Annotated in this window: 22 protein-coding genes; 10 read left to right on the top strand and 12 right to left on the bottom strand. The window is 73.0% G+C overall.

The genetic code is table 11. From position 1 onward, the window contains the following. Positions 1–153: 153 nt before the first annotated feature. Entirely contained in the window at positions 154–2,445 is a 2,292-nt protein-coding gene (locus ABT369_RS35425; protein ID WP_350618707.1) for a M28 family peptidase, read from the bottom strand. Between the two features lie 267 nt (positions 2,446–2,712). Here ABT369_RS35425 and ABT369_RS35420 point away from each other — a divergent pair, with 267 nt between their 5' ends. Further along, on the top strand, positions 2,713–3,093 hold the full coding sequence (locus ABT369_RS35420; RefSeq protein WP_350618705.1) for a DUF6401 family natural product biosynthesis protein: 381 nt from the start codon (positions 2,713–2,715) through the stop codon (positions 3,091–3,093). Positions 3,094–3,126: 33 nt separating this feature from the next. Here ABT369_RS35420 and ABT369_RS35415 read toward each other — a convergent pair whose 3' ends face one another. The 3 genes from ABT369_RS35415 to ABT369_RS35405 are packed head-to-tail and all read right to left on the bottom strand — an operon-like array spanning position 3,127 to position 4,276. Next, positions 3,127–3,402: a Smr/MutS family protein gene (locus ABT369_RS35415; protein ID WP_350618703.1), complete on the bottom strand. Its 276-nt coding sequence runs from the start codon at positions 3,400–3,402 to the stop codon at positions 3,127–3,129. Then, a complete protein-coding gene (locus ABT369_RS35410) occupies positions 3,399–3,815 on the bottom strand; it encodes a rhodanese-like domain-containing protein (RefSeq protein WP_350618825.1) in 417 nt (138 codons plus the stop codon). Before ABT369_RS35410 ends, ABT369_RS35415 begins: the two co-directional genes overlap by 4 nt. Next, positions 3,809–4,276, bottom strand: a complete 468-nt coding sequence (locus ABT369_RS35405; RefSeq protein ID WP_350618701.1) for a cysteine dioxygenase — start codon at positions 4,274–4,276, stop codon at positions 3,809–3,811. Before ABT369_RS35405 ends, ABT369_RS35410 begins: the two co-directional genes overlap by 7 nt. A 355-nt stretch (positions 4,277–4,631) precedes the next feature. Here ABT369_RS35405 and ABT369_RS35400 point away from each other — a divergent pair, with 355 nt between their 5' ends. After that, positions 4,632–5,576, top strand: coding sequence for an ATP-binding cassette domain-containing protein (locus ABT369_RS35400; RefSeq protein ID WP_350618699.1), 945 nt, complete (start codon positions 4,632–4,634; stop codon positions 5,574–5,576). Continuing rightward, a complete protein-coding gene (locus tag ABT369_RS35395; protein ID WP_350618697.1) occupies positions 5,573–6,403 on the top strand; it encodes an ABC transporter permease in 831 nt (276 codons plus the stop codon). The genes ABT369_RS35400 and ABT369_RS35395 overlap by 4 nt, the downstream gene beginning before the upstream one ends. A gap of 74 nt (positions 6,404–6,477) precedes the next feature. Here the strand turns inward: ABT369_RS35395 and ABT369_RS35390 are convergent, their stop codons facing one another. The 3 genes from ABT369_RS35390 to ABT369_RS35380 form a co-directional block, all read right to left on the bottom strand. Further along, the gene (locus ABT369_RS35390) at positions 6,478–9,783 is read right to left on the bottom strand and encodes an AfsR/SARP family transcriptional regulator (RefSeq protein WP_350618695.1); all 3,306 of its coding nucleotides are present in this window, start codon (positions 9,781–9,783) and stop codon (positions 6,478–6,480) included. 177 nt (positions 9,784–9,960) lie between these two features. After that, on the bottom strand, positions 9,961–11,007 hold the full coding sequence (locus ABT369_RS35385) for a S1 family peptidase (protein ID WP_350618693.1): 1,047 nt from the start codon (positions 11,005–11,007) through the stop codon (positions 9,961–9,963). A gap of 107 nt (positions 11,008–11,114) precedes the next feature. Continuing rightward, positions 11,115–11,912: a phosphatase gene (locus ABT369_RS35380; protein WP_350618691.1), complete on the bottom strand. Its 798-nt coding sequence runs from the start codon at positions 11,910–11,912 to the stop codon at positions 11,115–11,117. A gap of 59 nt (positions 11,913–11,971) precedes the next feature. Here ABT369_RS35380 and ABT369_RS35375 point away from each other — a divergent pair, with 59 nt between their 5' ends. Further along, positions 11,972–12,610, top strand: a complete 639-nt coding sequence (locus ABT369_RS35375; RefSeq protein WP_350618689.1) for a hypothetical protein — start codon at positions 11,972–11,974, stop codon at positions 12,608–12,610. On the opposite strand, the gene ABT369_RS35370 is transcribed toward ABT369_RS35375, so the two are convergent. From ABT369_RS35370 to ABT369_RS35360, 3 genes are read right to left on the bottom strand one after another with little or no spacing between them, the layout of a single operon-like run. After that, positions 12,587–13,573: a winged helix DNA-binding domain-containing protein gene (locus tag ABT369_RS35370; RefSeq protein WP_350618687.1), complete on the bottom strand. Its 987-nt coding sequence runs from the start codon at positions 13,571–13,573 to the stop codon at positions 12,587–12,589. The genes ABT369_RS35375 and ABT369_RS35370 overlap by 24 nt on opposite strands. Next, on the bottom strand, positions 13,570–14,121 hold the full coding sequence (locus ABT369_RS35365) for a Clp protease N-terminal domain-containing protein (RefSeq protein WP_350618685.1): 552 nt from the start codon (positions 14,119–14,121) through the stop codon (positions 13,570–13,572). The genes ABT369_RS35370 and ABT369_RS35365 overlap by 4 nt, the downstream gene beginning before the upstream one ends. After that, positions 14,122–14,352: a helix-turn-helix domain-containing protein gene (locus ABT369_RS35360; protein ID WP_350618683.1), complete on the bottom strand. Its 231-nt coding sequence runs from the start codon at positions 14,350–14,352 to the stop codon at positions 14,122–14,124. It abuts the gene before it with no gap. A gap of 63 nt (positions 14,353–14,415) precedes the next feature. On the opposite strand from ABT369_RS35360, the gene ABT369_RS35355 reads away from it, so the two are divergent. From ABT369_RS35355 to ABT369_RS35345, 3 genes are all read left to right on the top strand, one after another. Continuing rightward, positions 14,416–15,438: an isopenicillin N synthase family dioxygenase gene (locus tag ABT369_RS35355; RefSeq protein ID WP_350618681.1), complete on the top strand. Its 1,023-nt coding sequence runs from the start codon at positions 14,416–14,418 to the stop codon at positions 15,436–15,438. A gap of 104 nt (positions 15,439–15,542) precedes the next feature. Beyond that, positions 15,543–15,668: a hypothetical protein gene (locus ABT369_RS35350; RefSeq protein ID WP_350618679.1), complete on the top strand. Its 126-nt coding sequence runs from the start codon at positions 15,543–15,545 to the stop codon at positions 15,666–15,668. Between the two features lie 54 nt (positions 15,669–15,722). Continuing rightward, positions 15,723–16,928, top strand: coding sequence for an LCP family protein (locus tag ABT369_RS35345; protein ID WP_350618677.1), 1,206 nt, complete (start codon positions 15,723–15,725; stop codon positions 16,926–16,928). Here the strand turns inward: ABT369_RS35345 and ABT369_RS35340 are convergent. Beyond that, positions 16,925–17,395, bottom strand: coding sequence for a MarR family winged helix-turn-helix transcriptional regulator (locus tag ABT369_RS35340; protein ID WP_350618675.1), 471 nt, complete (start codon positions 17,393–17,395; stop codon positions 16,925–16,927). The two genes, ABT369_RS35345 and ABT369_RS35340, sit on opposite strands and share 4 nt — an antisense overlap. A 52-nt stretch (positions 17,396–17,447) precedes the next feature. Here ABT369_RS35340 and ABT369_RS35335 point away from each other — a divergent pair, with 52 nt between their 5' ends. Continuing rightward, entirely contained in the window at positions 17,448–18,032 is a 585-nt protein-coding gene (locus ABT369_RS35335; protein WP_350618673.1) for an NADPH-dependent FMN reductase, read from the top strand. A 10-nt stretch (positions 18,033–18,042) separates the two neighbouring features. Further along, positions 18,043–18,897, top strand: a complete 855-nt coding sequence (locus ABT369_RS35330; RefSeq protein ID WP_350618671.1) for an NAD-dependent epimerase/dehydratase family protein — start codon at positions 18,043–18,045, stop codon at positions 18,895–18,897. On the opposite strand, the gene ABT369_RS35325 is transcribed toward ABT369_RS35330, so the two are convergent. Beyond that, positions 18,882–20,081 (bottom strand): hypothetical protein, encoded by a 1,200-nt coding sequence (locus ABT369_RS35325; RefSeq protein WP_350618669.1) that lies wholly within the window; start codon positions 20,079–20,081, stop codon positions 18,882–18,884. The two genes, ABT369_RS35330 and ABT369_RS35325, sit on opposite strands and share 16 nt — an antisense overlap. 198 nt (positions 20,082–20,279) lie before the next feature. Here ABT369_RS35325 and ABT369_RS35320 point away from each other — a divergent pair, with 198 nt between their 5' ends. Further along, complete coding sequence (locus tag ABT369_RS35320; protein WP_350618667.1) at positions 20,280–21,950, top strand: GspE/PulE family protein; 1,671 nt, start codon at positions 20,280–20,282, stop codon at positions 21,948–21,950. Position 21,951: the final 1 nt, after the last annotated feature.

The following is a 21,951-nucleotide window of genomic DNA, read 5'->3' as shown; positions in this document are numbered from 1 at the left end:
GCAAGGAACCCGCCAACCGCGCCCGGCGACGCCCGGACACCAGCGGGCGCCGACGGCACCCACCTCAACCCCACGGACGAGCCCCGCCCGTGACACCCGCGGTCGTTGGCGGTACGCGGCTTCCCGGCGCGGGCGGGCGGCGGGGCGGGGCTGTCACAGCGTCTGGGTGGCCGCCACCGCCAGGAGCTCGCTCGAGTGGCTGCCGAAGACGCCCACCGTCGGCGGGCGGGGCGTGAAGCCCGGCAGGCTCGTCAGGCCGTCGCTGCCGTCCACCAGGCGCAGCTTGTACGCGCCGGTGCCGCTCAGCACCAGCGTCACGTCCAAGCCGGCCGTCGGAGGGCCGTGGAAGACGACGCCGAAGCGGTCCTGGTCCTCGATGTACGTCGTGGCGGACCGGCCCTCGACCGTCGCCGAGACCACGCGGTGGTCGCCGACCTCGCCGTAGAAGGACAGGAAGCGCACGTCGCGCTTGGAGGCGATGCGCAGGTGCAGGGTGCGCCGGTCGCCCGCGGTCTCGTCGGACAGGATCGTCGCCTCGGGGGCCGGCAGGTTCGCGGCCTCGGCCGGGCCGACCGACAGCTCGCCCGCGGGCAGGACCGGGAACTGGCGGTTGAGCTGCTGGTGGCCGTGCACGTAGGCGCTGGTCCACGCGCCCGGGGACTGCTCCAGGCTCACCCACTCGGCGGTGCCGGTGTCGCGGTCCAGGGCGTACATGAGGTGCGTCGGCTCCGGATGGCCCTCGTCCCAGTTGTCGGCGACCATGCCCGTCGTGGTGCACACGAGCGCGACGACCAGGGCCGCCACCGCCGGGGCCGAGCCGAGGCGGCGGTGCCGGGGCGCGGTCGTCGCGCGGAACAGGGGCTCGACGGCGGGCAGCGCGGCCAGGCCGAGCAGCATCGCGAACAGGGCCGGGGCCGCGCCCGTGGCCAGGCCGAGCGCCGGGAAGAACAGGGCCACGGTGGGCGCCAGCACCAGGGTCGCCACCGCCGCCCCCAGCGTGAGCAGGCCCACCTTCACCAGCGGATGGCGGGCGTACAGCGCCGCAATGCCCGCCACCGACCCCACCAGCGCCGGAACGGCCACCAGGTAGGAGCCGCCGGGAATGGCCGCGGCGAACAGGGCGCCCAGCACCGCCAGCAGCCCGAGCGCGCCCGTGGCCAGCGGGACCGGCCCGATGCGGCGGCGGCTGAGCGCATACCACCCCAGGAGCACGGCTGCCGCCAGCGCGACGACGCCGAAGCGGAACCAGGTCGGCCGGGCCGGGTCCAGCAGCTCGCCGTAGCCGGGCCGGATCGCGACGAGCACCGTCCACAGCAGCTGGGCGGCGACCGCGACGGCGATCAGCGGCACCAGGGCGAGCCCGAGCCCCGCCAGGGTCCTCGGCACCGAGGTCAGGCCGCGGCGGCGGGCCAGCAGCGTCAGCGCGGCGACCGCGAGCAGGGCCAGGATCGCCAGCGGCCACGTCAGGGCGGCCGGGTAGCGGACCAGGAGGCCGGCGAACGGGAAATACACGGCGTCGCCGCTCGCGGGCCGCATGAGCGGCGGCAGGTCGGCCCGGCCGAACTCGCGGGCCAGCGCCAGGGCGTTGTCGCCGTGGTGCTGCAGGCTGGCGCGGTTCATGGTGGAGGGCCGGTCGAACGGGCTGTGGTAGACCGAGGAGCCGTCGATGTACGCCGTGTTGAGCCCCGTGAACCGGGTCTGCGCCAGGAACGGGGTGAAGTCGGTGTCGTTGGACAGCAGCCGGTAGACCTCGACGGCCAGGCTCGTGCCGACCGGATGGGGCGTGCGCGCGTAGACGTCGATCAGGTCGGCGTTGCCCTCGGAGGTCTGGAACATCACCGCCGGGCCGCTGCTGCCGCGCGCCTCGAAGTTGAGCACGACCGACTGCCGCTGGCCGAGCGGGTGCCGGCTCACGAACGCCTCGGCGCCGCAGAGGCACGCCTCCTCGGCGTCGGTGAACACGAACACGATGTCGTTGCGCGGCTTCGCCCCGCCGCCCTGGGTGAGCGCCCGCGCCACCTCGAGCAGCGTGCTGGTGCCCGCGCCATCGTCGTTGGCGCCGAAGCTGACCTGCACCGAGTCGTAGTGGGCCATGAGGACGACCTGCCCGGTGGAGCCGGTCCCGGGCAGCACCGCGACGACGTTGCGCACGTGGGCCATGCCGCCGTCGCCGAACTTGCCCGCGTTGACCCCGACCGTGTCCTGCACCTCGGGCTTGAGCCCGTAGCCGGTCAGCGTGTCGATGATGTACTGCCGCACCCGGTCGGCGGCCGGGCTCCCGGTGACGTGCACCTCCTGCCCCATGCGCCCCACGTGCTCGAACGCCCGCGCCGCGGAGAACTCGCCCGCCGCGATCGAGGCCGGCCGGGCGGAGGGCGGCTGGACGTCGGCGATCCCCAGGGCCGCGACCAGCGCGAGCACCACCAGCACCACGGCCGCGACCACGGGCCGCCGCGGCACCTCCCCGAAGGCCGAAGGCGGTGCGGAAGGGGGTGAGGCAGGGGGTGGGGTGTCGTCGGGCACGGGTCTCGTCCTCCAGGAGCGGTGCAGGGGTGCCCACATTCTGCACGCAGGGTCCGACAGTTTCGCCGGGGCCGTTCAGGTCGAGTGCATAGCGTGATGTCGCCCGAACGGAGTGCTCCGGTTCATGAACGGGTGCCGCTCGGTTGTTGACGACCAAATCGGCCCGCGGACTGCCTAGCGTCATCGTCCATGAACAACGAACTCACCCCTGCCGCCGCCGTCGAGTTCGACGCCGGCTACCTGGCCACCGCCGAGCTCGACGCCCGCTTCTACCTCGACCAGGTCATGGCCATGGTCGGCGTCGACGGGCTCGTGGAGGCCCTCGCCCAGCCGTTCCTGCTCGCCAAGGTCGACCAGCACGCCGCGGCCGTCCGGGAGAGCCTGACCGCCGCCGGGAAGCCGGTCGGGCCGCTGTCGCTGGCCGCGTACGCGCGCTCGGTCATCGCCGTGCACCAGCGCCACGGCCGGCCGCTGCCCACCCCGGAGACCGTCAACTGGGCCGACGCCGACTGGACGGTCCTGCGTCTGGTCGCCGTCTGCCACCTGGCCGACGACGCCGACGCGTTCTGAACCGGCAAAAAAACGCCCGTCAACAGAGCGCCGTCAGCGTCGACGGCCCTGAGACTCGTTCCACCGGAAGTGCACGAACAGCCGCCCGAAGTTGTCCGAGTCCTTCTCCACCCGGTGATACAGCGCCTTGATCTCCCGCTGGTCCAGGAACCGCAGCACCCGCTTCTTGAGCTGCCCGGACCCCTTCCCCGGAATGATCTCGACGAGGGTGGCCCGCTTGGCCACCGCCTCGTCGATGATCCCGCGCAGCGCCTTGTCGATGTCGGTGCCGCGGTTGAAGATGTCGTGGAGATCGAGCTTGAGCTTCACCCCACCAGCGTAGTGCCGCTCACCGGGTGCCCCGCCGCCTTCCAGGCCTGGAAGCCGCCGTCCAGGTCGGTCGCCCGGTGCAGCCCCAGGTCCTGCAGGGCCGCCGCGGCCAGCGACGACGTGTAGCCCTCGGAGCAGAACACGACCACCGGCAGGTCGTAGCGGTCGGCGATGTCCAGCCGCGCGTCGCTGCGCGGGTCGAACCGCCATTCGAGCACGTTGCGCTCGATGATCAGCGCCCCCGGGATCTCGCCCTCGCGGGCGCGCTGCGCGGCCGGGCGGATGTCCACCAGTACGGCACCCTCGGCGAACGCCAGCCGGGCCTGATCGGCGTCGAGGCGGTCGAGGCGGGAGCGGGCCTCGGCGAGGATCACGTCGATCCCGCGACCGGCGGCGACGGCCGCGCTCACCAGTCGGCCCCGGCGCTCGTGACGGACTCGACGGACAGGCGGCCGTCGTGCAGGCGGTAGCGGGTCATGGCGGCGAGCGCCGGGCCGTACGCGTGCACGGTCACGGCCGGCTTGTCGCTCGCGTTCACGATGCGGTGCACGAAGTGCGCGCCGAAGCGGTGCCCCTCCCGCGGCCCGTACGCGGAGCTCACGAGCCGGCCGCCCTGCACCGTCTGCTCGACGACCTCGCCGGAGACGACGGTGAACGCGCCGGCCGAGCCGCCGTGGTCGTGCAGGTCGGTGCCCTGGCCCGGCAGCCAGGTCAGCAGCCAGACCTCGTGGTCGCCGGCGACGGCGAGGCGGCCGTACCAGCGCTGCACGGGGTCGAAGCGGGGCGCGAAGGCCCACTCGTCCGGGTCGGCGGCGTGGCCCTGGGCGATCGACAGGAGATCGGTCGCGCGGGCGACCGTGGTGACGACAGGCATGCGGTTCTCCAGTAATCGGACGTACTAGATAGGAATTAAAGCAGACATTGAGCCCTCGTGGCCGCAGCCGCGGGCCGCAATGACCGGAACGGGTGGGGGTCTTCCGCGAGCGGGGCTCTAGCGGGAACAGCGGGCGCCGGCGTGCCGAACGAGGTCAATGACCAGTCGTCGGGTCAACAGCGCCATACTGCCGATGGTGCCGAGGGCGCCAGGCGAGCGTCAACCGATGTCCAACATACGGGAATCGCGTGATATTCGGCGCTGTCAGCGAATGTCAGGCGGATGTGCGCGGTTTGACAGCGTCCCGGTGCACGCTGCACGGGTCAGACGAGACATTCCACAGGGGGAACGAGTCATGAGTCTCGCTTTCCAGGCAACCGGCCTGGTCAAGCGCTTCGGCAAGACCACCGCGCTGGCCGGGGTGGACCTGGCCGCGGAGTCCGGGACGGTGCTGGGAGTCCTCGGGCCCAACGGCGCCGGGAAGACCACGGCGGTGCGCATCCTGGCCACGCTGCTGCGCCCGGACGCGGGCCGGGCGGTCGTCGGCGGGTACGACGTGCAGCGCAACCCGGCCCAGGTGCGCCGCATCAGCGGCCTGACCGGCCAGTTCGCCTCGGTCGACGAGGACCTGACCGGCACCGAGAACCTGGTCATGATCGGGCAGCTGCTCGACCTGCGGGCCAAGGAGGCCAAGGCGCGGGCGAAGAGCCTGCTGGCCGAGTTCGACCTCAGCGAGGCGGCGGACCGGCCGGCCAAGACGTACTCGGGCGGCATGCGGCGGCGCCTCGACCTCGCCGCGAGCCTGGTCGGGCGGCCGGCGATCGTGTACCTCGACGAGCCCACGACCGGCCTGGACCCGGCCAAGCGCGAGGACGTCTGGAACATGGTGCGCGCCCAGGTGCGGGAGGGCACGACGGTACTGCTGACGACGCAGTACCTCGAGGAGGCCGACGCGCTCGCCGACGAGATCTCCGTGATCAACCACGGCAAGGTCATCGCCCACGGCACGCCCGCGCAGCTCAAGCACATCGTGGGCGGCCAGACCATCAGCGTCCGCCCGGCCGACCCGGCGCACCTGGACACGGTGTCGACGATCCTCGCCACCGTGTCGGGCAACCAGCCGGAGTCGCACGGGCGCGGGGTGCTCTCGGTGCCGGTCGCGGACGACAGTGCCATGACGGCGGTGGTACGACGGCTGGACGAGGCCGGCATCGGCGTCATCGAGCTGTCGCTGCACCTGCCCAGCCTCGACGAGGTCTTCTTCACACTCACCCGCGAGCGGCAGGAGGTGGCGGCGTGACGACCACGACCACGCAGGCGAAGTCCGGCGAGGACACCCCGTTCATCGCGGCCGTCCCGGCGCGCCCGTTCGGCCTCGTGCGGCACAGCCTGGTGATGGCCCGCCGCAGCCTGATCAAGACGATGCGCCAGCCGGAGCAGCTGCTGGACGTCACCCTGCAGCCGATCATCTTCATCGTCCTGTTCGTGTACCTCCTCGGCGGCGCCATCGCCGGCGACCGCCACGAGTACATGCAGTTCCTGCTGCCGGCGCTCATGGTGCAGAACGTGCTCTTCGCGTCGGCGCCCACGGGCGTGAGCCTCAACACCGACATCAAGACGGGCGTCTTCGACCGCTTCCGGAGCCTGCCCATCGGCCGCTCGGCCCCGCTCATCGGCGGCGTCATCGGCGACATGATCCGCTTCGTGGTGTCGATCGGGGTGATGATCGGGGTCGGCTACCTGCTCGGCTTCCGGATCACCACCTCGTTCCCCGAGGCGCTCGCCGCCTGCCTGCTCGTCATGTTCATGGCGTTCTGCTTCAGCTGGATGTTCGTCCTGCTGGGCATGATCGTGCGCGAGCCCGGCGCGGTGCAGGGCCTCGGCTTCGTGATCATGTTCCCGCTGACCTTCGGGACGAACGTGCTCGTGCCGACCGACACGCTGCCGGGCTGGCTGCAGGCGTGGGTGAAGGTCAATCCGGTCGCGGACGCCATGCAGGCGGCCCGCGGGCTGATGGTCGGGCAGGGCGCCGTGGCCGGACCGGTCGTCAAGACGCTGATCTGGTCCGTGGCGATTCTGGCGGTGTTCGCGCCGCTGGCGGTGCGCGCCTACCGCCGCAAGGCGTAGCCGGGTGCCGTAGTCGGGTGCCGTAGTCGGATGCTTCGGCCCGCGGCGGGGGTATGCCGCGGGCCGAAGCCGTGTCAGGCCGGCAGCGACTCGGGATCGACCAGCGCCAGGGCCTCGGCCCGGGGCATGCTCAGGCCGCCGGCCACGGCCGCCTCGAACGCGTCGTCGCCCAGCGCCGCACGCAGTGCCGTCAGGCGGGCGGTCCAGTCCGCGTTGGACGCGTCGCGGGTGCCGGCCAGCCGCTGCGCGGCCCCCAGCGTCGCCGCGGCGCGCGCGGGGTCGCCGCAGGCCTGCGCCAGGCCGGCCACCCCGATCGCGACCTTGCCGATCACGGGCATGTCGTGGGCACCGAGCGCGAGCCGCATCGCCTCGGCGAGGCGGACGCGGGCCAGGCCGGGTTCTCCGCGGGCGAGGTCGATCTCGGCCCGGGCGGTGATGACGATGGCCTTGTACTGCGGTGCCACCAGCGGCAATCCCACCTGCAGCCGCCAGGCCTCCTGGTAGAGCCGCTCCGCCTCGACCAGGTCGCCCTCGGCGCGGGCCAGGTGCCCCAGCTCCAGCATCGCGTGGGACACGTCCCGGGCCGACTGGCCGGTGTCCTCGACGAAGTCGCGCAGCCGGGCCCGGGCCACCTCCAGCCCCTCGGTGTGCCGGTGCAGGGCCGCGCGGCTGACGAGCAGGTAGGCCTCGCTGGAGCGGATGCCGAGGCGGCGGTGCAGCTCGATCGACTCCTCGAAGTGCGCGGCGGCGGCGGCGAAGTCGCCGCGGCGGGTGCGCGCGTCGGCGAGCGAGGCCAGCGTCATCGCCAGGCCCCAGCGCTCGCCGATCTCGCGGAACGCGGCCGCGGAGGCGGTGAGCTCGTGCAGCATGCCGTCGATGTCGCCGTCGTTCTCGCGCAGGTGGCCGAGCACCGAGTGCAGCATGCCGCGCGCCCACGGGTCGACCGGGCGGGCGAGGCGGGAGCGCACGAGCGCGGTGCCGTGCTCGCTGTCGTCGCGGAACAGCGACACCACCGGCGCGACGAGCTCGACGAACGGGTGCCCGCCGGGCGGCACCGCCAAGGACTCGGCGATCAGGTCGTCCAGCTCCGCCCGGTCGAACTGGAAGTCCCCCGCGAAGCCGCTGTTGACCAGGTGCATCGAGCGCACCACGAGCCGCAGGTCGGGCGGCACCGCGCCGGGGTCGCGCTCCCCCGCGGCGAGGATGCGCCGCAGCCACAGCGCCGACTCCGCGTGGTTGTCCTCGAACGTCCAGAACCACCCGCTGGCCGCCCCGAGCCGGAACGCGCGGGCCGTGTCGCGCGACTCGCACAGGTATCCGACGGCGGCGTGCACATTGGTCTGCTCCGGCCGCAGCCGATCGAGCCACTCGAGCTGCGCGCCGGTGCGCAGGTGCGGCTCGGCCCGCTCCATCAGCTCCAGGAAGTAGCGGGCGTGCTCGGACCGCACCGCCTCGGCCGTGCCCCGCCGCCCGAGCTCCTCGATCGCGAACTCGCGGATCGTCTCGAGCATGCGATACCGCAGGGGGCCGGCTCCGGGCGCGATCTGCAGCAGCGACCGGTCGACGAGCGCGTGCAACAGGTCCTCGGGACCGGCACCGGCAGCGCCGCCGGGAGCCAGGGCGGCGCTGACGGCCGCGGCCGCGTCGGCGTCGAAGGTCGCCGGGAACACCGCCACCGCCTCGGCGAAGGTGCGCTCCTCCTCGCCCAGCAGGTCCCAGCTCCAGGCGACCACGGCGTGCAGGGTGCGGTGGCGGGGCAGGGCGGTGCGGCTGCCGCCGGTGAGCAGGCGGAAGCGGTCGTCCAGGCGGGCCGCGACCTGCTCCGGGGTGAAGGAGCGCAGCCGGGCCGCGGCCAGCTCGATGGCCAGGGGCAGCCCGTCCAGGCGGCGGCAGATCTCGACCACGGCGGCCGCGTTGCCCGGCGTCACCTCGAAGCCGGGGCGCACCGCCGCCGCCCGATCGCGCAGGAGTTGCACGGCCGGGGACGCCACCGCCGACTCCGGGGTGGCCGCGGCCGGCAGGGGCAGCGGGCCGACCGGGAAGAGGGTCTCGCCGAGGATGCCCAGTGGCTCACGGCTGGTGGCCAGGATGCGCAGCTTCGGGCAGCGGCCCAGCAGCTCCTCGCTCAGGGCCGCGGCGGCGTCGATGACGTGCTCGCAGTTGTCGAGGACGAGCAGGACCCCGGGCAGGGCCAGCGCCTCGGCGAGCTGGCCGACGATGTCGCCGCGGCGGGGGCGGCGGGCCGCCTCGGGCTGGACCAGGCCCCCGGCGACCAGGGTGCGCAGGATCACCACCGGGACCTCGGCGGCCTCGGCGACCGGGGCCAGCTCGACCAGCCAGGCGCCGTCGGGCAGCTGCCGGGCCAGCTCGCCGGCGACCGTGGTGGCGAGGCGCGTCTTGCCCGCGCCGCCGGGGCCGACCAGCGTGACGAGGCGGCTGTCGGCGACCTGGGCGGCGAGCCGTTCCACCTCGCCGGTGCGGCCGACGAAGCTGGTCAGCGCCGCGCGCAGGTTGCCGCCGCGGGCCGGGCGGGCGCCGTCGCGCAGGACGGCGACGTGGGCGTCGCGCAGCTCGGGCGACGGGTCGGCGCCGAGCTGGTCGGCGAGGCGGGCGCGGCAGTCCTCGAACGCGGCCAGAGCCTCGGCCGGGCGGCCGTCGGCGTGCAGGGCCCGCACGAGCAGGGCGACGAGCCGCTCGCGCAGCGGGTGGGCGACGACGAGCTCCTGCAGCCAGGCGATGACGGCGGCGCGACCGCTCGCGTCCGGGCCGGGGTCGCCGGACGCCGGGTGACCAGACGCCCCGAAATCCGAATCCGCGGAGCCGGAATCCGCGGAGCCGGAACCCGCGGAGTCTGGAGACGCCGTGTCGGGGGATGCGAAGCCGGAGGCCTCGACGAGGTCCTCGGTCGCGGTCAGCCGCAGCTCCGCCCAACGGGCCGTGACCGCGTCGGTCTCGCCGGGGCCGAGGTCGGCCAGGGCCGGGCCGCGCCACAGGGCGAGGGCCTCGCGCAGCAGCCGGGTGGCGGCCGCCCGCTCGTCGGCCCGCAGCGCCCGGCGGCCCTCGGCGACGAGCCGCTCGAAGCGCACGGCGTCGACGGCGGTGGGGTCGACGTCGAGCCGATATCCGCGCGGGCCCGACTCCAGCTCCGGCGGGTTGCCCAGGGCCTTGCGCAGCCGGGAGACCAGCGACTGCACGGCGTTGGCGGGGTCGGCCGGCACCGGGCCGTCCGGCCACAAGGCCTCGACCAGCCGCTCGACGCTCACGAACCGGCCCGGCTCCAGGGCCAGACGGGCGAGCAGGGTGCGCAGCCGGGCTCCGCCGACCTCGACCGGCCGGCCGTCGATCTCGACCGACAGCGGCCCGAGCACCCCCACGCGCATGCCCTAACTGTGCCATCCGGGTACGACAAAAAGCGCGCCGCGAGATCCGGTCAAGAGCGGCGAATGGCCCGTCGGGCGAAAAATGCGGATATGTCGTGGCGCGAAGCGCCCGACATATCAACCAGCGAGCAAAAGCGGGGCCGGGCGATTCGCGCCCGGCCCCGCAAGAAGACCACGTCAGTAGATGCTCACGCCGTACACGCTGAGCGGCTCGGTGACCGGCTGGAAGTACGTCACCCCGCCGCTGGTGCAGTTGCCGCTGCCCCCCGACGTCAGACCGATCGCCTTGGTCCCGTCGAACAGCGAGCCGCCCGAGTCGCCCGGCTCCGCGCACACCGTGGTGCGGATGAGGCCCGAGACCCGGCCCTCGGAGTACGTGACGGTCGCGTTGAGCTGCGTGACCGAGCCGCTGCGCACGCCGGTCGTGCTGCCGCTGCGGCGCACCGACTCGCCCACGAACGCGTTGGCCGCGGTGGTGATCTCCTGGTAGGAGCTGCCGCCGAGCGACACGTTGCCCGCGTGGGTCACGCCCGCGGCGTACTTCACGATGCCGTAGTCGTTGCCCGGGAAGCTCGTGCCGGAGCGCGTGCCGAGCACCGACCCGCTGCTGGTGGTCCACGTCGCGCCGATGTTCGTGCAGTGCCCGGCGGTGAGGAAGTAGTACGTGCTGCCGCTGACCACGTTGAAGCCGAGCGAGCAGCGGGCGCCGCCGGTGTAGATGGCCTGGCCGCCCGAGATGGTCGGCTTCAGCGCGGCGCCGAGGCGCTCGATGCGCGCGCCGCTGCCGAGGCTCGCCACGAGGGTCTCGAGGGTCTTGACGTGCGCGGCCGGGACGGTCGGGTCGATCGACACGATGACCTGGTTGGCGACCGGGTCGACGGCCCAGGCGGTGCCGGGGATCGAGGCCTTGGCGTCGAGCGTCGAGGTGATCTTCGCCAGCTCCGCCCCGCTGTGCGTGACCTTGCGCGCCACGGCACCGCTCGCCTCGACGGTCGCCGCGGTCGACGCGTCGGTGACCGTGACGACCATCTTGCCGAGGCCGGCGTCGTAGTAGGAGCCCGCGGTGCGGGTGCCCAGCTGGGCGACCAGGGCATCGGTCGACTTCGCGGCGAGCGCCGTCTGGTCGGCGGCCGCGAGGGCAGCGGACGGCGTGATCACGGCACCGGCGGCCAGACCGGCGGCGATCGCCGCGAGCAGCCTGGATGAGGTCTTGGTGGGTCTCACGTGAGCCTCCCCTATATCGGAGCCGATAAATATCGGCCGTGACCGATGCTTTCATCGGGAAGGAACCCACACAAGATTCACGGGCGATTTACCTCATAGCACCCGAGTCATACTTTTACGCCGATGATCCCGTCGAGCAGGAACTCGCTCACGGGCCAGTAGTGGTACGGCTGGACGTTGTCGTCGATGGGCACGGTCACCGAGACGCGGCCCTCGGCCTCGCCGATGAACAGCGCCGGGTCGTTGCTGTCGGCGAACGACACCACGTCGAGCCCGGCCGCGGCGGCCGCCCCGGCGAACCCGTGATCGGCGACGACGAGGTCCGGGGGCGCCTCGCCGAGCCGGTCGAGCTCGGCCAGCATGGCCCGCATGCCGTCCGGCGAGTGGGTGTGCCAGAGCGCGATCCCGCGCTCGGCGGCGACGGCGACCCCGCCGATGTACCGCACCGCCAGCGGCAGCTCCCGCCCCATGTAGTGCCCCGGCGACGCGAACGGCGCGCCCGGCGCCGGCTGGAGCAGCTCGCACCCGGCCGCCCGCAGCGCCGCGGCGACGGCCAGGTGGACCTCGATGATCCCGGCCGGGTGCCCGGTGGCGACGATCACGCGCTCCCGTCGCTGCGCGGCCTGGCGCAGCCGGTCCCGCATGCGCTCGAGCGCGCGGGCGGTCTTGTGCGGATCGATGACGTCGGTGCCGGTCGAACGCTCGGGGTCGGGGTCGATGCCCACCCGCTCGGCCATGACCGCGAGGACCTCGGCGAGGGTCCACGCCTTGAGCGGGGGGAGACCGAAGAGATAGCCCTCGCGGCCCTCGGCGAAGGCGGCCGCGTTGCCGTGGTTGGAGTCGCGCGTGGTCTCGACATCGCCGGCGAGCAGGGCCTCGCGAAGATGATTCACAAGCTCAGGCATATGAACCATCCTAGGTACGGGGCCGTACATCAACGAGAAAAGCGGCTTAAGGTCACAGCATGGCCGAGATCTACCTTGAGACGGGCATGAAGAAGGTCTTCGCCGGGAGCCTCGACTGGCCCGGCTGGGGACGGTTCGGCAAGAGCGAGCAGGACGCGATCGAGGCACTGCGCGCGTACGGCGCCCGCTACGCCCCCATCGCCACCGCCGCCGGGTTCACGTTCCCCGCGGCGCCGCGGCTCAGCGTGGCCGAGCGGGTGCCGGGCACGGCGACGACCGAGTTCGGCGCCCCCGACGGCCGGCCCGAGGCTGACGGCCGGGCGGTCACCGCGGCGGTCGCGGCCCGCCACACCAAGCTGCTGCGCGCCGCGTGGGAGGCCTTCGACGCGTACTCCGCCGAGGCCCCCGAGGAGCTGCGCAAGGGCCCGCGGGGCGGCGGCCGCGACCGGGACAAGATGGTCGGGCACGTGCACGACTCCGAGGCCGCGTACGCCCGCAAGATCGGCGTCAAGCTCAAGCCGGCCGAGCTGGACGGGCTGCGCGACGCCGTCATCGAGGTCCTGGGCACCCCCAGCGACGGCGGGCCGCTCACCGAGAAGGGGTGGACGGCCCGGTACGCCGCCCGCCGCTTCGTCTGGCACGTGCTGGACCACCTGTGGGAGATGCAGGACCGCTCAGGCGTGGAAGCCGCTCAGTAGCTCGGCCTCGGCCTCCACCTCGCGCGCGACGCGGGCCGGCAGCGGTACGAACGGATCCCACACGACGCGGGAACCGGACAGCGTCCAGGTGCCCGCGACCTGCCCGTCGACCAGGAACGTCCCGATCGACTGGGGCATCCGCGTATGGAAGATCTTCGAGCGGTGCTCCTCCGGCAGGATCAGCGTCCGCCGCGCGTGCACGAGCAGCGCGGCGTCCCAGGTCGGCAGGAACCGTACCGGTGCCGGGGTCTCGGGATCGGGCAGCGGCGCCTCCGGCAGGTCGACCAGCTCGCGGCCCCGCTCGTCGGTGAACCGGCGCAGCTCGAGCCGGCCGAGCACGGCGGTGATCGCGTCGGCGGACAGCCCGGCCCAGGTCGCGATCTCGGTGCGGTGGGCGGGGCCGAACGCGCCGAGGTAGCGGCGCACCAGGTGCTCGCGGGCCTCGCCCTCGCCGATCGCGGACGGGCCGATCCAGTCCTCGGCCAGGCCGTAGACGTCGGCCCGGCGCCGCGCCCAGGTGCCCGACGGCGGCACCCGGACCAGGTCGAGCCACAGGTGGATGAACTTGCGCACGCCCGGCCCGAGATCGGTGCGCCGCAGCGGGCCGCGGGCCAGGAGCCGGGCCGCCTCGGCGATGTCGTCCCGCAGCTTCGGATCGACCGGGTAGCGGGTCTCCCGCACGGCCTCCACGAGGGGCCAGAAGTCAGCCCGCGACACGAGGTGGATCGTCCCCCGCAGGACGGTGGCCTGGACCACCGCGCGCTCCTCCAGCAGGCGCGTCACCGTCGAACGTTCCAGGTCCGCGACCCGGGTCCACAGGCCGATGTACATCGAGGGCGCATACTGCGCCTGCAGCCCGCCCATCCGCTCCAGCGCGTCCGGCACCGCCAGCGCGGCCCGCTCCAGCAGCAGCTGCCGGGCCAGCAGCGCCCGGTTCAGCGCGCGCGTGGTGAGCACCGTCATGCGGCGTCACGCAGGGCGGCCCGGACGAGGTCGAGGGCGCCGTCGTAGGACAACCCGCGCTCCCGCAGCAGCCGCCCCCCGCTCCCCCGCTCCTCCTTGAGCACGCCGAGCAGGATGTGCTCGGTGCCGATGTAGTTGTGCTTCAGCGACAGCGCCACCCGCAGCGACAGCTCCAGGGTCTTCTTCGCCCCGTTGTTGAACCGGGTCGGCAGCTTCGAGCGGCGGAACAGGAAGCCGCCCCGCTCGGCCGGCTCGGCCCGCTCCAGGGCGCCCGGCCCGAAGCGCTGCTCGACGCTGGCCCGCACCGCGGCGAGGTCGATGCCGATCGAGCGCAGCGCGGCCGCGTCGTCCCCGGCCTCGACCGCCGCGCGCACCTCGGCGTGGACGATCCCGGCCCCGTCGAGCACGCCGCGGGCGATCCCGCCCTCCTCGGCGAGCAGCGCCAGCACCAGGTGCTCGGTGCCGATCACCGGGTGGCCCAGGTCGTCGGCCTCGGTCTTGGCCAGGCGCACCACGGTGCGGGCCCGGTCGGTGAACCGCTCGAACATCTACCCCTCCTGCCTCGGCACGGCCCGGCCGGCGTGCTTCTTGTGCACCGCCTGGCGCGTCACGTCCAGCGCGTCGGCGATCTCCTGCCACGACCAGCCCTGCCGGCGCGCGTTGTCGACCTGCAGCACCTCGAGCGCGTCGGCGAGGCGCCGCAGCGCGACCGCCGCCCGCAGCCCGATGCGCGGGTCGGCGCTTGCCGCCGCCTCCGCGAGGTCATTGGCCTCCGTCATGCGTCAACACTAGTTGACGATACTCCCGATCGTCAACCGGAGTTGACACCTAGCCTCGACCGGGTGAACACACTTCCGGTCATCGACATCACCGGCCTGGCCCGCGACGGCCGGGACGATCACGCCGCCCGCGAGATCGAGGCGGCCTGCCGGGCCAGCGGCTTCTTCTACGTGTCCGGCCACGGCGTGGACCCGGACCTCATCGCGCGGCTCGACGCGGCCGCGCGGACCTTCTTCGCCCTCCCCGAGGCCGAGAAGCTCGAGATCGCCATGGCCCGCGGCGGCCGGGCCTGGCGCGGGTTCTTCCCGGTCGGTGCCGAGCTCACCTCCGGGGTGCCGGACCGCAAGGAGGGCCTGTACTTCGGCACCGAGCTCGGCCCCGACGCCCCCCAGGTGCGGGCCCGGCTGCCGCTGCACGGCGCGAACCTGTTCCCGGCCCGGGTGCCCGAGCTGCGCGAGACGGTGCTGCGCTACATCGACGCGCTCACGGGCACCGCCCAAGCCGTGCTGCGCGGAGTGGCCCAGAGCCTCGGCCTGGACGCGGAGTACTTCGCGACCGGGTACACCGCGGACCCCACGGTGCTGTTCCGCATCTTCCACTACCCGCCCAGCCCGCCCGGCAGCTCCGACTGGGGCGTCGGCGAGCACACCGACTACGGGCTGCTCACGCTCCTGCTGCAGGACGACAACGGCGGCCTGCAGGTGCGGCGCCCGGACGGGGACGACGGCTGGATCGACGCGCCGCCGATCCCGGGGACGTTCGTGTGCAACATCGGCGACATGCTCGACCGGATGACCGGCGGCTGGTACCGCTCCACGCCCCACCGCGTGCGCAACACCAGCGGCAACGAGCGCCTGTCGTTTCCGTTCTTCTTCGACCCGGACTTCACCGCCGAGGTCCCCCCGCTGCCGGGCCGCACCGCGACGGGCGGCCCCCGCCGGTGGGACGGCCAGGATCTGCGCGCATTTACCGGCACCTACGGCGATTATCTGGTGCGAAAGGTGGGCAAGGTGTTCCCGGAGCTGATCGCGGACGTCAACGAGGACGGCCGGACACCGTCACCCCGCCCGGGGTGGATCGGTTAAACCCCGAGGAAGCGTTCCACGAGGTCAGTGGCACGTTCCCGGGAGCAAACCTGTCCGCGGTGTTCGTAGCGTAGGAGTCACCCCACCGCAGCCAGGAGGCGACGATGACCACCCCCACCCCCACCACGACCCGCAAGCTGACCCGCTTCGACGCCGAGCAGGGCATGTTGATCTTCCTTGCCGCGCTCGTCCTCGTCGTCGTGACCGCGGTGATCGCCGTCGGCGGCTGACCGAGCCGCCGGCGGCGACCGCCGGGGCGAACTCGGACAGGAGCCGACGAGCGCGTGCTGCAACTCGAGGAGCCCCCGACCGAGGAACGACCGAGTCCCCGCAAGCCCGCGAGCGGCCTGCGCCGCACCCGCCGCGACCCACGATGGGCCCGCTCGCTGCTGGTAACCGGCGCGGTCCTGATGCTGCTGGCCGGCAGCGCCGTCGTCGCCAAGGACCTGCTGATCGGCTACGTCACCGGCAACGTGCAGCAGGACGACCTCATCGTCCCCCCGGCCGGACAGGAGGGCCGCCACGCCACCATCAGCGGGGCGAAGACCATCCTGCTGGTCGGCACCGACACCCGCCCGGACCAGGACCCCACGGAGGCGGTCCGGTCCGACTCGATCATCGTCGTGCACATCCCGGCCGACCACCGCTCGGCCTACCTCATCTCGATCCCCCGCGACACGTGGGTGCGGATCCCCGAGTTCACGAACGGCCGGTCGAAGTACTACGGCGGCCACGACAAGATCAACGCCGCGTTCGCCGTCGGTGGCCTGAAGCTCACCGGCCGCGACCAGCGCAGGTACGGCATGACACTGCTGGCCCGGACCCTCGAGGAGAACTGGGGCCTCACCTTCGACGCCGCCGCGATCGTCGACTTCGCCGGCTTCACCAAGGTCGTCCAGGTGCTGGGCGGGGTGGACATGTACGTCGACCAGGAGACCCGCTCGGTGCACATCGGGCACGACGCCAAGGGCGAGACCAGGGTCCCCTACGTCCAGCGGTTCAACGCCTCCGGCGGCACCGACCTCATCCCGGTCCCCGGCGTCACCCCGCAGACCTACCACGTCGGCTACCAGCACCTGGAGCCGTGGCAGGCGCTGGACTACGTGCGCCAGCGCGACACGCTGCCGCACAGCGACTACGACCGTCAGCGCCACCAGCAGCAGTTCATCAAGGCGCTGTTCCGCGGGATCGCCAGCCGCGACACGCTCACCGACCCGGCGAAGCTCAAGCAGGTCCTCGACGTGGTCGGGCGGTCCATGACCATCGACTCGGGCGGCATCGACCTGCAGGACTGGATCTTCGCGATGCAGGGCATCGGCGGCGACAACCTGCTCACCGTGAAGACGAACAACGGCACGTTCCACGAGTCGGCGCAGCAGCCCGGGGCCGAGGCCCTCGACGACACCACCCTGGCCCTGCTCGAGGCCGTGCGCTCCGACACCGTGCAGACGTTCCTCGCGGCCCGCACGGATCTGGTCAGCAGCAGTTAGACGCGCGAGCGCAGGTGCTCCACGACGGTGTCGGCGACCTCGCCCAGGACCCGGATCTGCTCCTCGGTCAGCAGGTCGATGAGGTGCTCGCGGACCGCGGCCACGTGCCCGGGCGCGGCCGCCCGCAGGGTCGCCATCCCGGCGTCGGTGAGCACGATGAAGGCGCCGCGGCCGTCGGAGGGGCACTCCTTGCGGGTGACCAGGCCGCGCTGCTGCATGCGGGTCACGTGGTGGGAGAGGCGGCTCTTGGACCACAGCATCCGCTCGGCCATCTCGCTGAGCCGGATGCGCCGGTCCTCGGCGGCGGACAGGCTGGTCAGCACGTCGTAGTCGGGCTCGGAGAGCCCCTGGTTGGCCGCGAGCTCACGGGAGATCTGCAGGTCGAGCAGCGCCTTCATCCGCCGGTACCCGATCCAGGCCCGGAACTCGTCCTCGTCCAGCCAGCGGGGGACGCCAGTGTCTGCCACGTCTCACAGTGTAGTCGTTGACGTGTCACCTAACCAGTGTCACGATGATGACATGTCAACAACACAGCCACGCCCCCGCCTCGAGGTCATCGTCGCCAGCACCCGCCCGGGACGGGTGGGCCGGGTGGTCGCCGACTGGTTCATCGCCGAGGCCGGGCAGCACAACGGCTTCGACGTGCACGTCTCCGACCTCGCCGAGCTGAACCTGCCCCTGCTCGACGAGCCGAACCACCCGGCGCTGCGCAACTACACCAAGCAGCACACCAAGGACTGGAGCGCGACGATCGACGCGGCCGACGCCGTGGTGTTCGTGATGCCGGAGTACAACCACAGCTTCAGCGCGCCGCTGAAGAACGCGATCGACTACCTCGTGCACGAGTGGCGCGACAAGCCGGCGGCGTTCGTGAGCTACGGCGGGCTCTCGGCCGGCACCCGCGCCGTCATCGCGCTGCGCCCGGTGGTGAGCATGCTCGGCATGATGGCGATCAACGCGCAGGTCGCGGTGCCCAGCCGCGTGCACGTGACCGCCGAGAAGACGTTCGTGAGCGACCCGGCGCTGGACGCCTCGGCCAAGGCCGTCCTCGACGAGCTGGCCCGGCTGGCCCCCGCCTTCAAGGCGCTGCGAGCCGCGAAGTAACAATCGGGGCATGTCACGGATCGTCGTCACCGGTGCCAGCGGCAAGACCGGCCGAGTCGTCGTCGAAGACCTGCTCGCCCACGGCCACGAGGTGCTCGCCACCGACGCCGTGGGCCGGGCCGGCCACCTGAGCGTCCCCGAGCTGGGCGTGCCGCTGCTGGTGGCCGACCTGACCGACTACGGGCAGGCGTTCGAGGCGCTGCAGGGCGCCGACGCGGTGGTACACCTGGCCAACATCCCGGCCCCGGGCATGTATCCGCCCGCGGTCACGTTCAACCGCAACACCGCCATGAACGCCAACGTGTTCCTGGCGGCGCAGGCGGCCGGGCTCGGGCGGGTGGTGTGGTCCTCCAGCGAGACCACGCTCGGGCTGCCCTTCGACACCCCGCCCCGCTACGCGCCGGTCGACGAGGAGCACTTCCCGGTGCCGACCACGACCTACGCGCTGTCCAAGGTCGTGGGCGAGACCCTCGCGCGGGAGATCTCGGGCTGGAGCGGCATCCCGTTCGTCGGGCTGCGGCTGTCCAACGTGCACGTGCCCGAGGACTACGCGGCGGTGCCCGGCTACTGGGCCGACCCGCACGCGCGCAAGTGGAACCTCTGGGGCTACGTCGACGCCCGGGACGTTGCCGCGGCCTGCCGGCTGGCGCTCACCGCCGGGGTGCAGGGCGCGACGTCGTACGTCATCGCCGCCGCCGACACCATCATGGACCGGCCCTCGGCCGAGCTCATGCGCGAGGTGTTCCCGGACGTGCCGCTCACGAGGGCCCTGGAGGGCCACGAGACCCTGCTCGCGATCGGCCGCGCCCGGGAGGTCCTCGGCTACTCCCCCGCCCACTCGTGGCGCGATCACGTCGGGCGCTGATCGCGGGACAGCAGCTCCAGCAGTACCGCCAGCGCCGCCGGCGTGTCGAGGGCGGCCCGGACGAGCAGCGTCAGGTTGTGCTGCTCGCCGTCCGGGCTCACCAGCACGCCCGCGGCCGCGGGGTGCACCCGCCGCCAGCCGAGCGCCGTCAGCGCCGCCTCCGCCACGACGACGGCCGAGGGCGTCCCGTCGAGCTCCTCGGGCTCGGCGGGCGGCTCGGGCTGGGCCGACCAGTTCGCCGCCACCAGCTCGTCCAGCCGGGTCAGCAGCACCTCGACGACCTCGGCCGGCCCGAGCGGCGGGCGGCGCAGCAGCGTGGCCACCTGCTCGGTGACCGCCCGGGCCTGCCGGTCCAGCCAGCCCGGCCGGTCCGCGCCCGGCGCGGCGGCGAAGGTGACCCACTGGCCGTTGTCGCGGCGCAGCACGTGCCGGGCGAGCTCGCGCTCCTGATCGGGCGGCAGCGGGCCCAGCTCCAGCGAGTCGGCCACCCGCAGGGCCACGTGCGCCGGGGACAGTGACGCGATCGCCCCGGCCAGGCTCGGGTGGCGGGCCATGAGCCCGAGGCGGGTGTCGTCGTCGAGCGTGGCCACCACCGCGCCCGACCGCACCGCCTCCCGCCAGCCGGCGTGCAGGTCCTGCACCCCGGCGCTGGTGCGCTGCCAGACCTGCTCCTCCACGTCGAAGGCCAGGTCGGCGAACTCGAACGCGGCCAGGTCGGCCTTGACCACGGCCCGGGCCGCGGTGTGCAGGCCGGACGCGGAGCTGGCGGCCTGGTCCGCCGTGCGCTCCAGCGCGGCCGCGAAGTCCCGGGTGACCCGCGCGATCGCCTCGGCCCGCGGCGACGGAACCATGGCGAGCGGGTCGACCGTCTCCTCGTGCAGCATGCGCAGCCGCACGACCAGGTGGGCGCGGCGATGGTTGACGACGGCGAGCTCGTGCGCGACCAGCGCCCGCACCTCGTCCACCGTCAGGCACTGCAGCAGCGGCAGCCCCACCAGCAGCAGGCGCCGCCGGCGACTGGCCCACGAGCGGATCAGCCCGAAGCCGGTCAGCAGCACGGCGTCGGGCCGCGCCACCCCGACCCGGGCCGCGACCTCGGCGACCAGCGCCAGCAGCTCGGTCTGGGCGCCGGCGGGCACGCCGAGGAACGGCGGCTCCCCCGGCGCGCGGCTGCCATAGCGCATCAGCAGCCAGCGCGCACGCCAAATAGAGATATTGCCGGGCAATTCGCTTCTGGGTTCTTCCACGACGGCAACCGACACAGCGAAGCATCCTCACGACGGCGCCGGGACCCGTCAACGAGAGCGGCCCACGCGCCCGGGGTGAAACCCGAAAGTCACCCGGATTGCCGCCGATAAGTCCCGCAGTGACCCGGGGGTGAGATGTACCAGACGTTCAGGCCGCTTCTGGACGCGCTGAAAGAACGCGGAGCCGACGCGCAGGCCGTCGACCGCGCGGCCGAGGAGGCCGAGCGCACCGGCCGTTCGATCCGCGCCGTGCTCATCAACGATCACATCGTCACCGAGGAGCAGCTCACCGAGGCGTCCGCGGACGCCTACGGGATCGCGACCCTCGACCTGGTCGGCCACCCGATCGACCCGGCCGCGGTGACCAAGATCCCGATGGCCCTGGTGCTCAAGCACCGGGTGCTCGGCATCGCCCTGAACGACACCGAGATCACCGTCGGCATCACCGACCCGGGTGACGTGCTCGCCCTGGATGACGTCCGGGCCGCGACGGGGCTCCTGGTGCGCCCGGTCGTCGTCGCGCGCTCCGAGCTGCGCAAGATCATCGACCGGCTCAAGCGCGAGGAGAACGACCTCGGCGAGGTCGCGGAGAGCCTGGCCGCCGAGGCCACGCCGGCCGTGTCGAGCCTCACCGCGGTCAACGAGGACGCGCCGATCGTGCGGTACGTCAACTCCCTGCTCGAGCAGGCGATCGTCAACCGCGCCTCGGACCTGCACCTGGAGCCGGGCGAGCACAACATGCGGGTGCGGTACCGCATCGACGGCGTCCTGCACGAGGTCGACACGGTGCCCAAGCACGTGCAGTCGGCGCTGATCTCGCGACTCAAGATCATGTCGAACGTCGACATCACCGAGCGCCGGGTGCCGCAGAACGGCCGCATCACCGTCGAGATCAACCAGCGCGCGGTCGACCTGCGCACCGCGACCCTGCCGACCGTGTGGGGCGAGAAGATCGTGCTGCGGGTGCTCGACACGAGCGGGATGGACCTGAAGCTGGCCAAGCTCGGCTTCAGCAAGGGCAACTATGAGCGCTTCTCGATTTCGTTCAACAAGCCGCACGGGATGCTGCTCGTCACCGGGCCGACGGGCTCGGGCAAGTCGACGACGCTCTACGCGACCCTGGCCGAGATCTCCAAGCCGACCGTCAACATCATCACGGTCGAGGACCCGGTCGAGTACCGTCTCCCGGGCGTCAACCAGGTGCAGGTGGACACCAAGGCGGGCCTGACGTTCGCGGCGGTGCTGCCGGCCATCCTGCGCTCCGACCCCGACGTGGTGCTCATCGGCGAGGTCCGCGACCGCACCACCGCGCAGCTGGCGGTCGAGGCGGCGCTCACCGGCCACCTGGTGCTCTCGACGCTGCACACGAACGACGCGCCGAGCGCGATCACCCGGCTCGTGGAGATGGGCATCGAGCCGTTCCTGGTCGGCTCGTCGGTGGACTGCGTGCTGGCCCAGCGGCTCGCGCGGCGGCTGTGCGACTGGTGCAAGAGCGAGTACGCGCCGAACGAGGCCGAGCTCATCGGCGCCCGCTGGCCCTACGACCTGCTCGGCACGCCGGAGACGCTGTGGCGCCCGGTCGGCTGCCGCTCGTGCGCCAACACCGGCTACCGCGGCCGGATCGCGCTGCACGAGGTCATGCCGGTGACGCCGGACATCGAGAAGCTCGCGATCGACCGCGCCTCGGCGCACGAGATCCAGGCGGTGGCCTACCGCGAGGGCCTGCTCGACCTGCGCGTGGACGGCCTGGCGAAGGCGGCCGAGGGGCAGACCTCCATCCCCGAGGTCGTGCGGGTGGCGGTCTAAG

It is taken from the genome of Dactylosporangium sp. NPDC000244 (assembly GCF_040300725.1).
In the GTDB taxonomy this organism is placed as follows: Bacteria; Actinomycetota; Actinomycetes; order Mycobacteriales; family Micromonosporaceae; genus Dactylosporangium.
The sequence above is the reverse complement of the archived record's forward strand: the minus strand, read 5'-3'. Positions and strand labels throughout refer to the sequence as shown.

What these genes read in the sequence shown, in the direction of transcription:
- ABT369_RS35420 (WP_350618705.1), top strand. Translation starts at nt 2,713, where the DNA reads ATGAACAACGAACTCACCCCTGCCGCCGCCGTCGAGTTCGACGCCGGC.
- ABT369_RS35405 (WP_350618701.1), bottom strand. Translation starts at nt 4,276, where the DNA reads ATGCCTGTCGTCACCACGGTCGCCCGCGCGACCGATCTCCTGTCGATC.
- ABT369_RS35400 (WP_350618699.1), top strand. Translation starts at nt 4,632, where the DNA reads ATGAGTCTCGCTTTCCAGGCAACCGGCCTGGTCAAGCGCTTCGGCAAG.
- ABT369_RS35390 (WP_350618695.1), bottom strand. Translation starts at nt 9,783, where the DNA reads ATGCGCGTGGGGGTGCTCGGGCCGCTGTCGGTCGAGATCGACGGCCGG.
- ABT369_RS35380 (WP_350618691.1), bottom strand. Translation starts at nt 11,912, where the DNA reads ATGCCTGAGCTTGTGAATCATCTTCGCGAGGCCCTGCTCGCCGGCGAT.
- ABT369_RS35375 (WP_350618689.1), top strand. Translation starts at nt 11,972, where the DNA reads ATGGCCGAGATCTACCTTGAGACGGGCATGAAGAAGGTCTTCGCCGGG.
- ABT369_RS35370 (WP_350618687.1), bottom strand. Translation starts at nt 13,573, where the DNA reads ATGACGGTGCTCACCACGCGCGCGCTGAACCGGGCGCTGCTGGCCCGG.
- ABT369_RS35365 (WP_350618685.1), bottom strand. Translation starts at nt 14,121, where the DNA reads ATGTTCGAGCGGTTCACCGACCGGGCCCGCACCGTGGTGCGCCTGGCC.
- ABT369_RS35360 (WP_350618683.1), bottom strand. Translation starts at nt 14,352, where the DNA reads ATGACGGAGGCCAATGACCTCGCGGAGGCGGCGGCAAGCGCCGACCCG.
- ABT369_RS35350 (WP_350618679.1), top strand. Translation starts at nt 15,543, where the DNA reads ATGACCACCCCCACCCCCACCACGACCCGCAAGCTGACCCGCTTCGAC.
- ABT369_RS35335 (WP_350618673.1), top strand. Translation starts at nt 17,448, where the DNA reads ATGTCAACAACACAGCCACGCCCCCGCCTCGAGGTCATCGTCGCCAGC.
- ABT369_RS35330 (WP_350618671.1), top strand. Translation starts at nt 18,043, where the DNA reads ATGTCACGGATCGTCGTCACCGGTGCCAGCGGCAAGACCGGCCGAGTC.
- ABT369_RS35325 (WP_350618669.1), bottom strand. Translation starts at nt 20,081, where the DNA reads ATGCGCTATGGCAGCCGCGCGCCGGGGGAGCCGCCGTTCCTCGGCGTG.
- ABT369_RS35320 (WP_350618667.1), top strand. Translation starts at nt 20,280, where the DNA reads ATGTACCAGACGTTCAGGCCGCTTCTGGACGCGCTGAAAGAACGCGGA.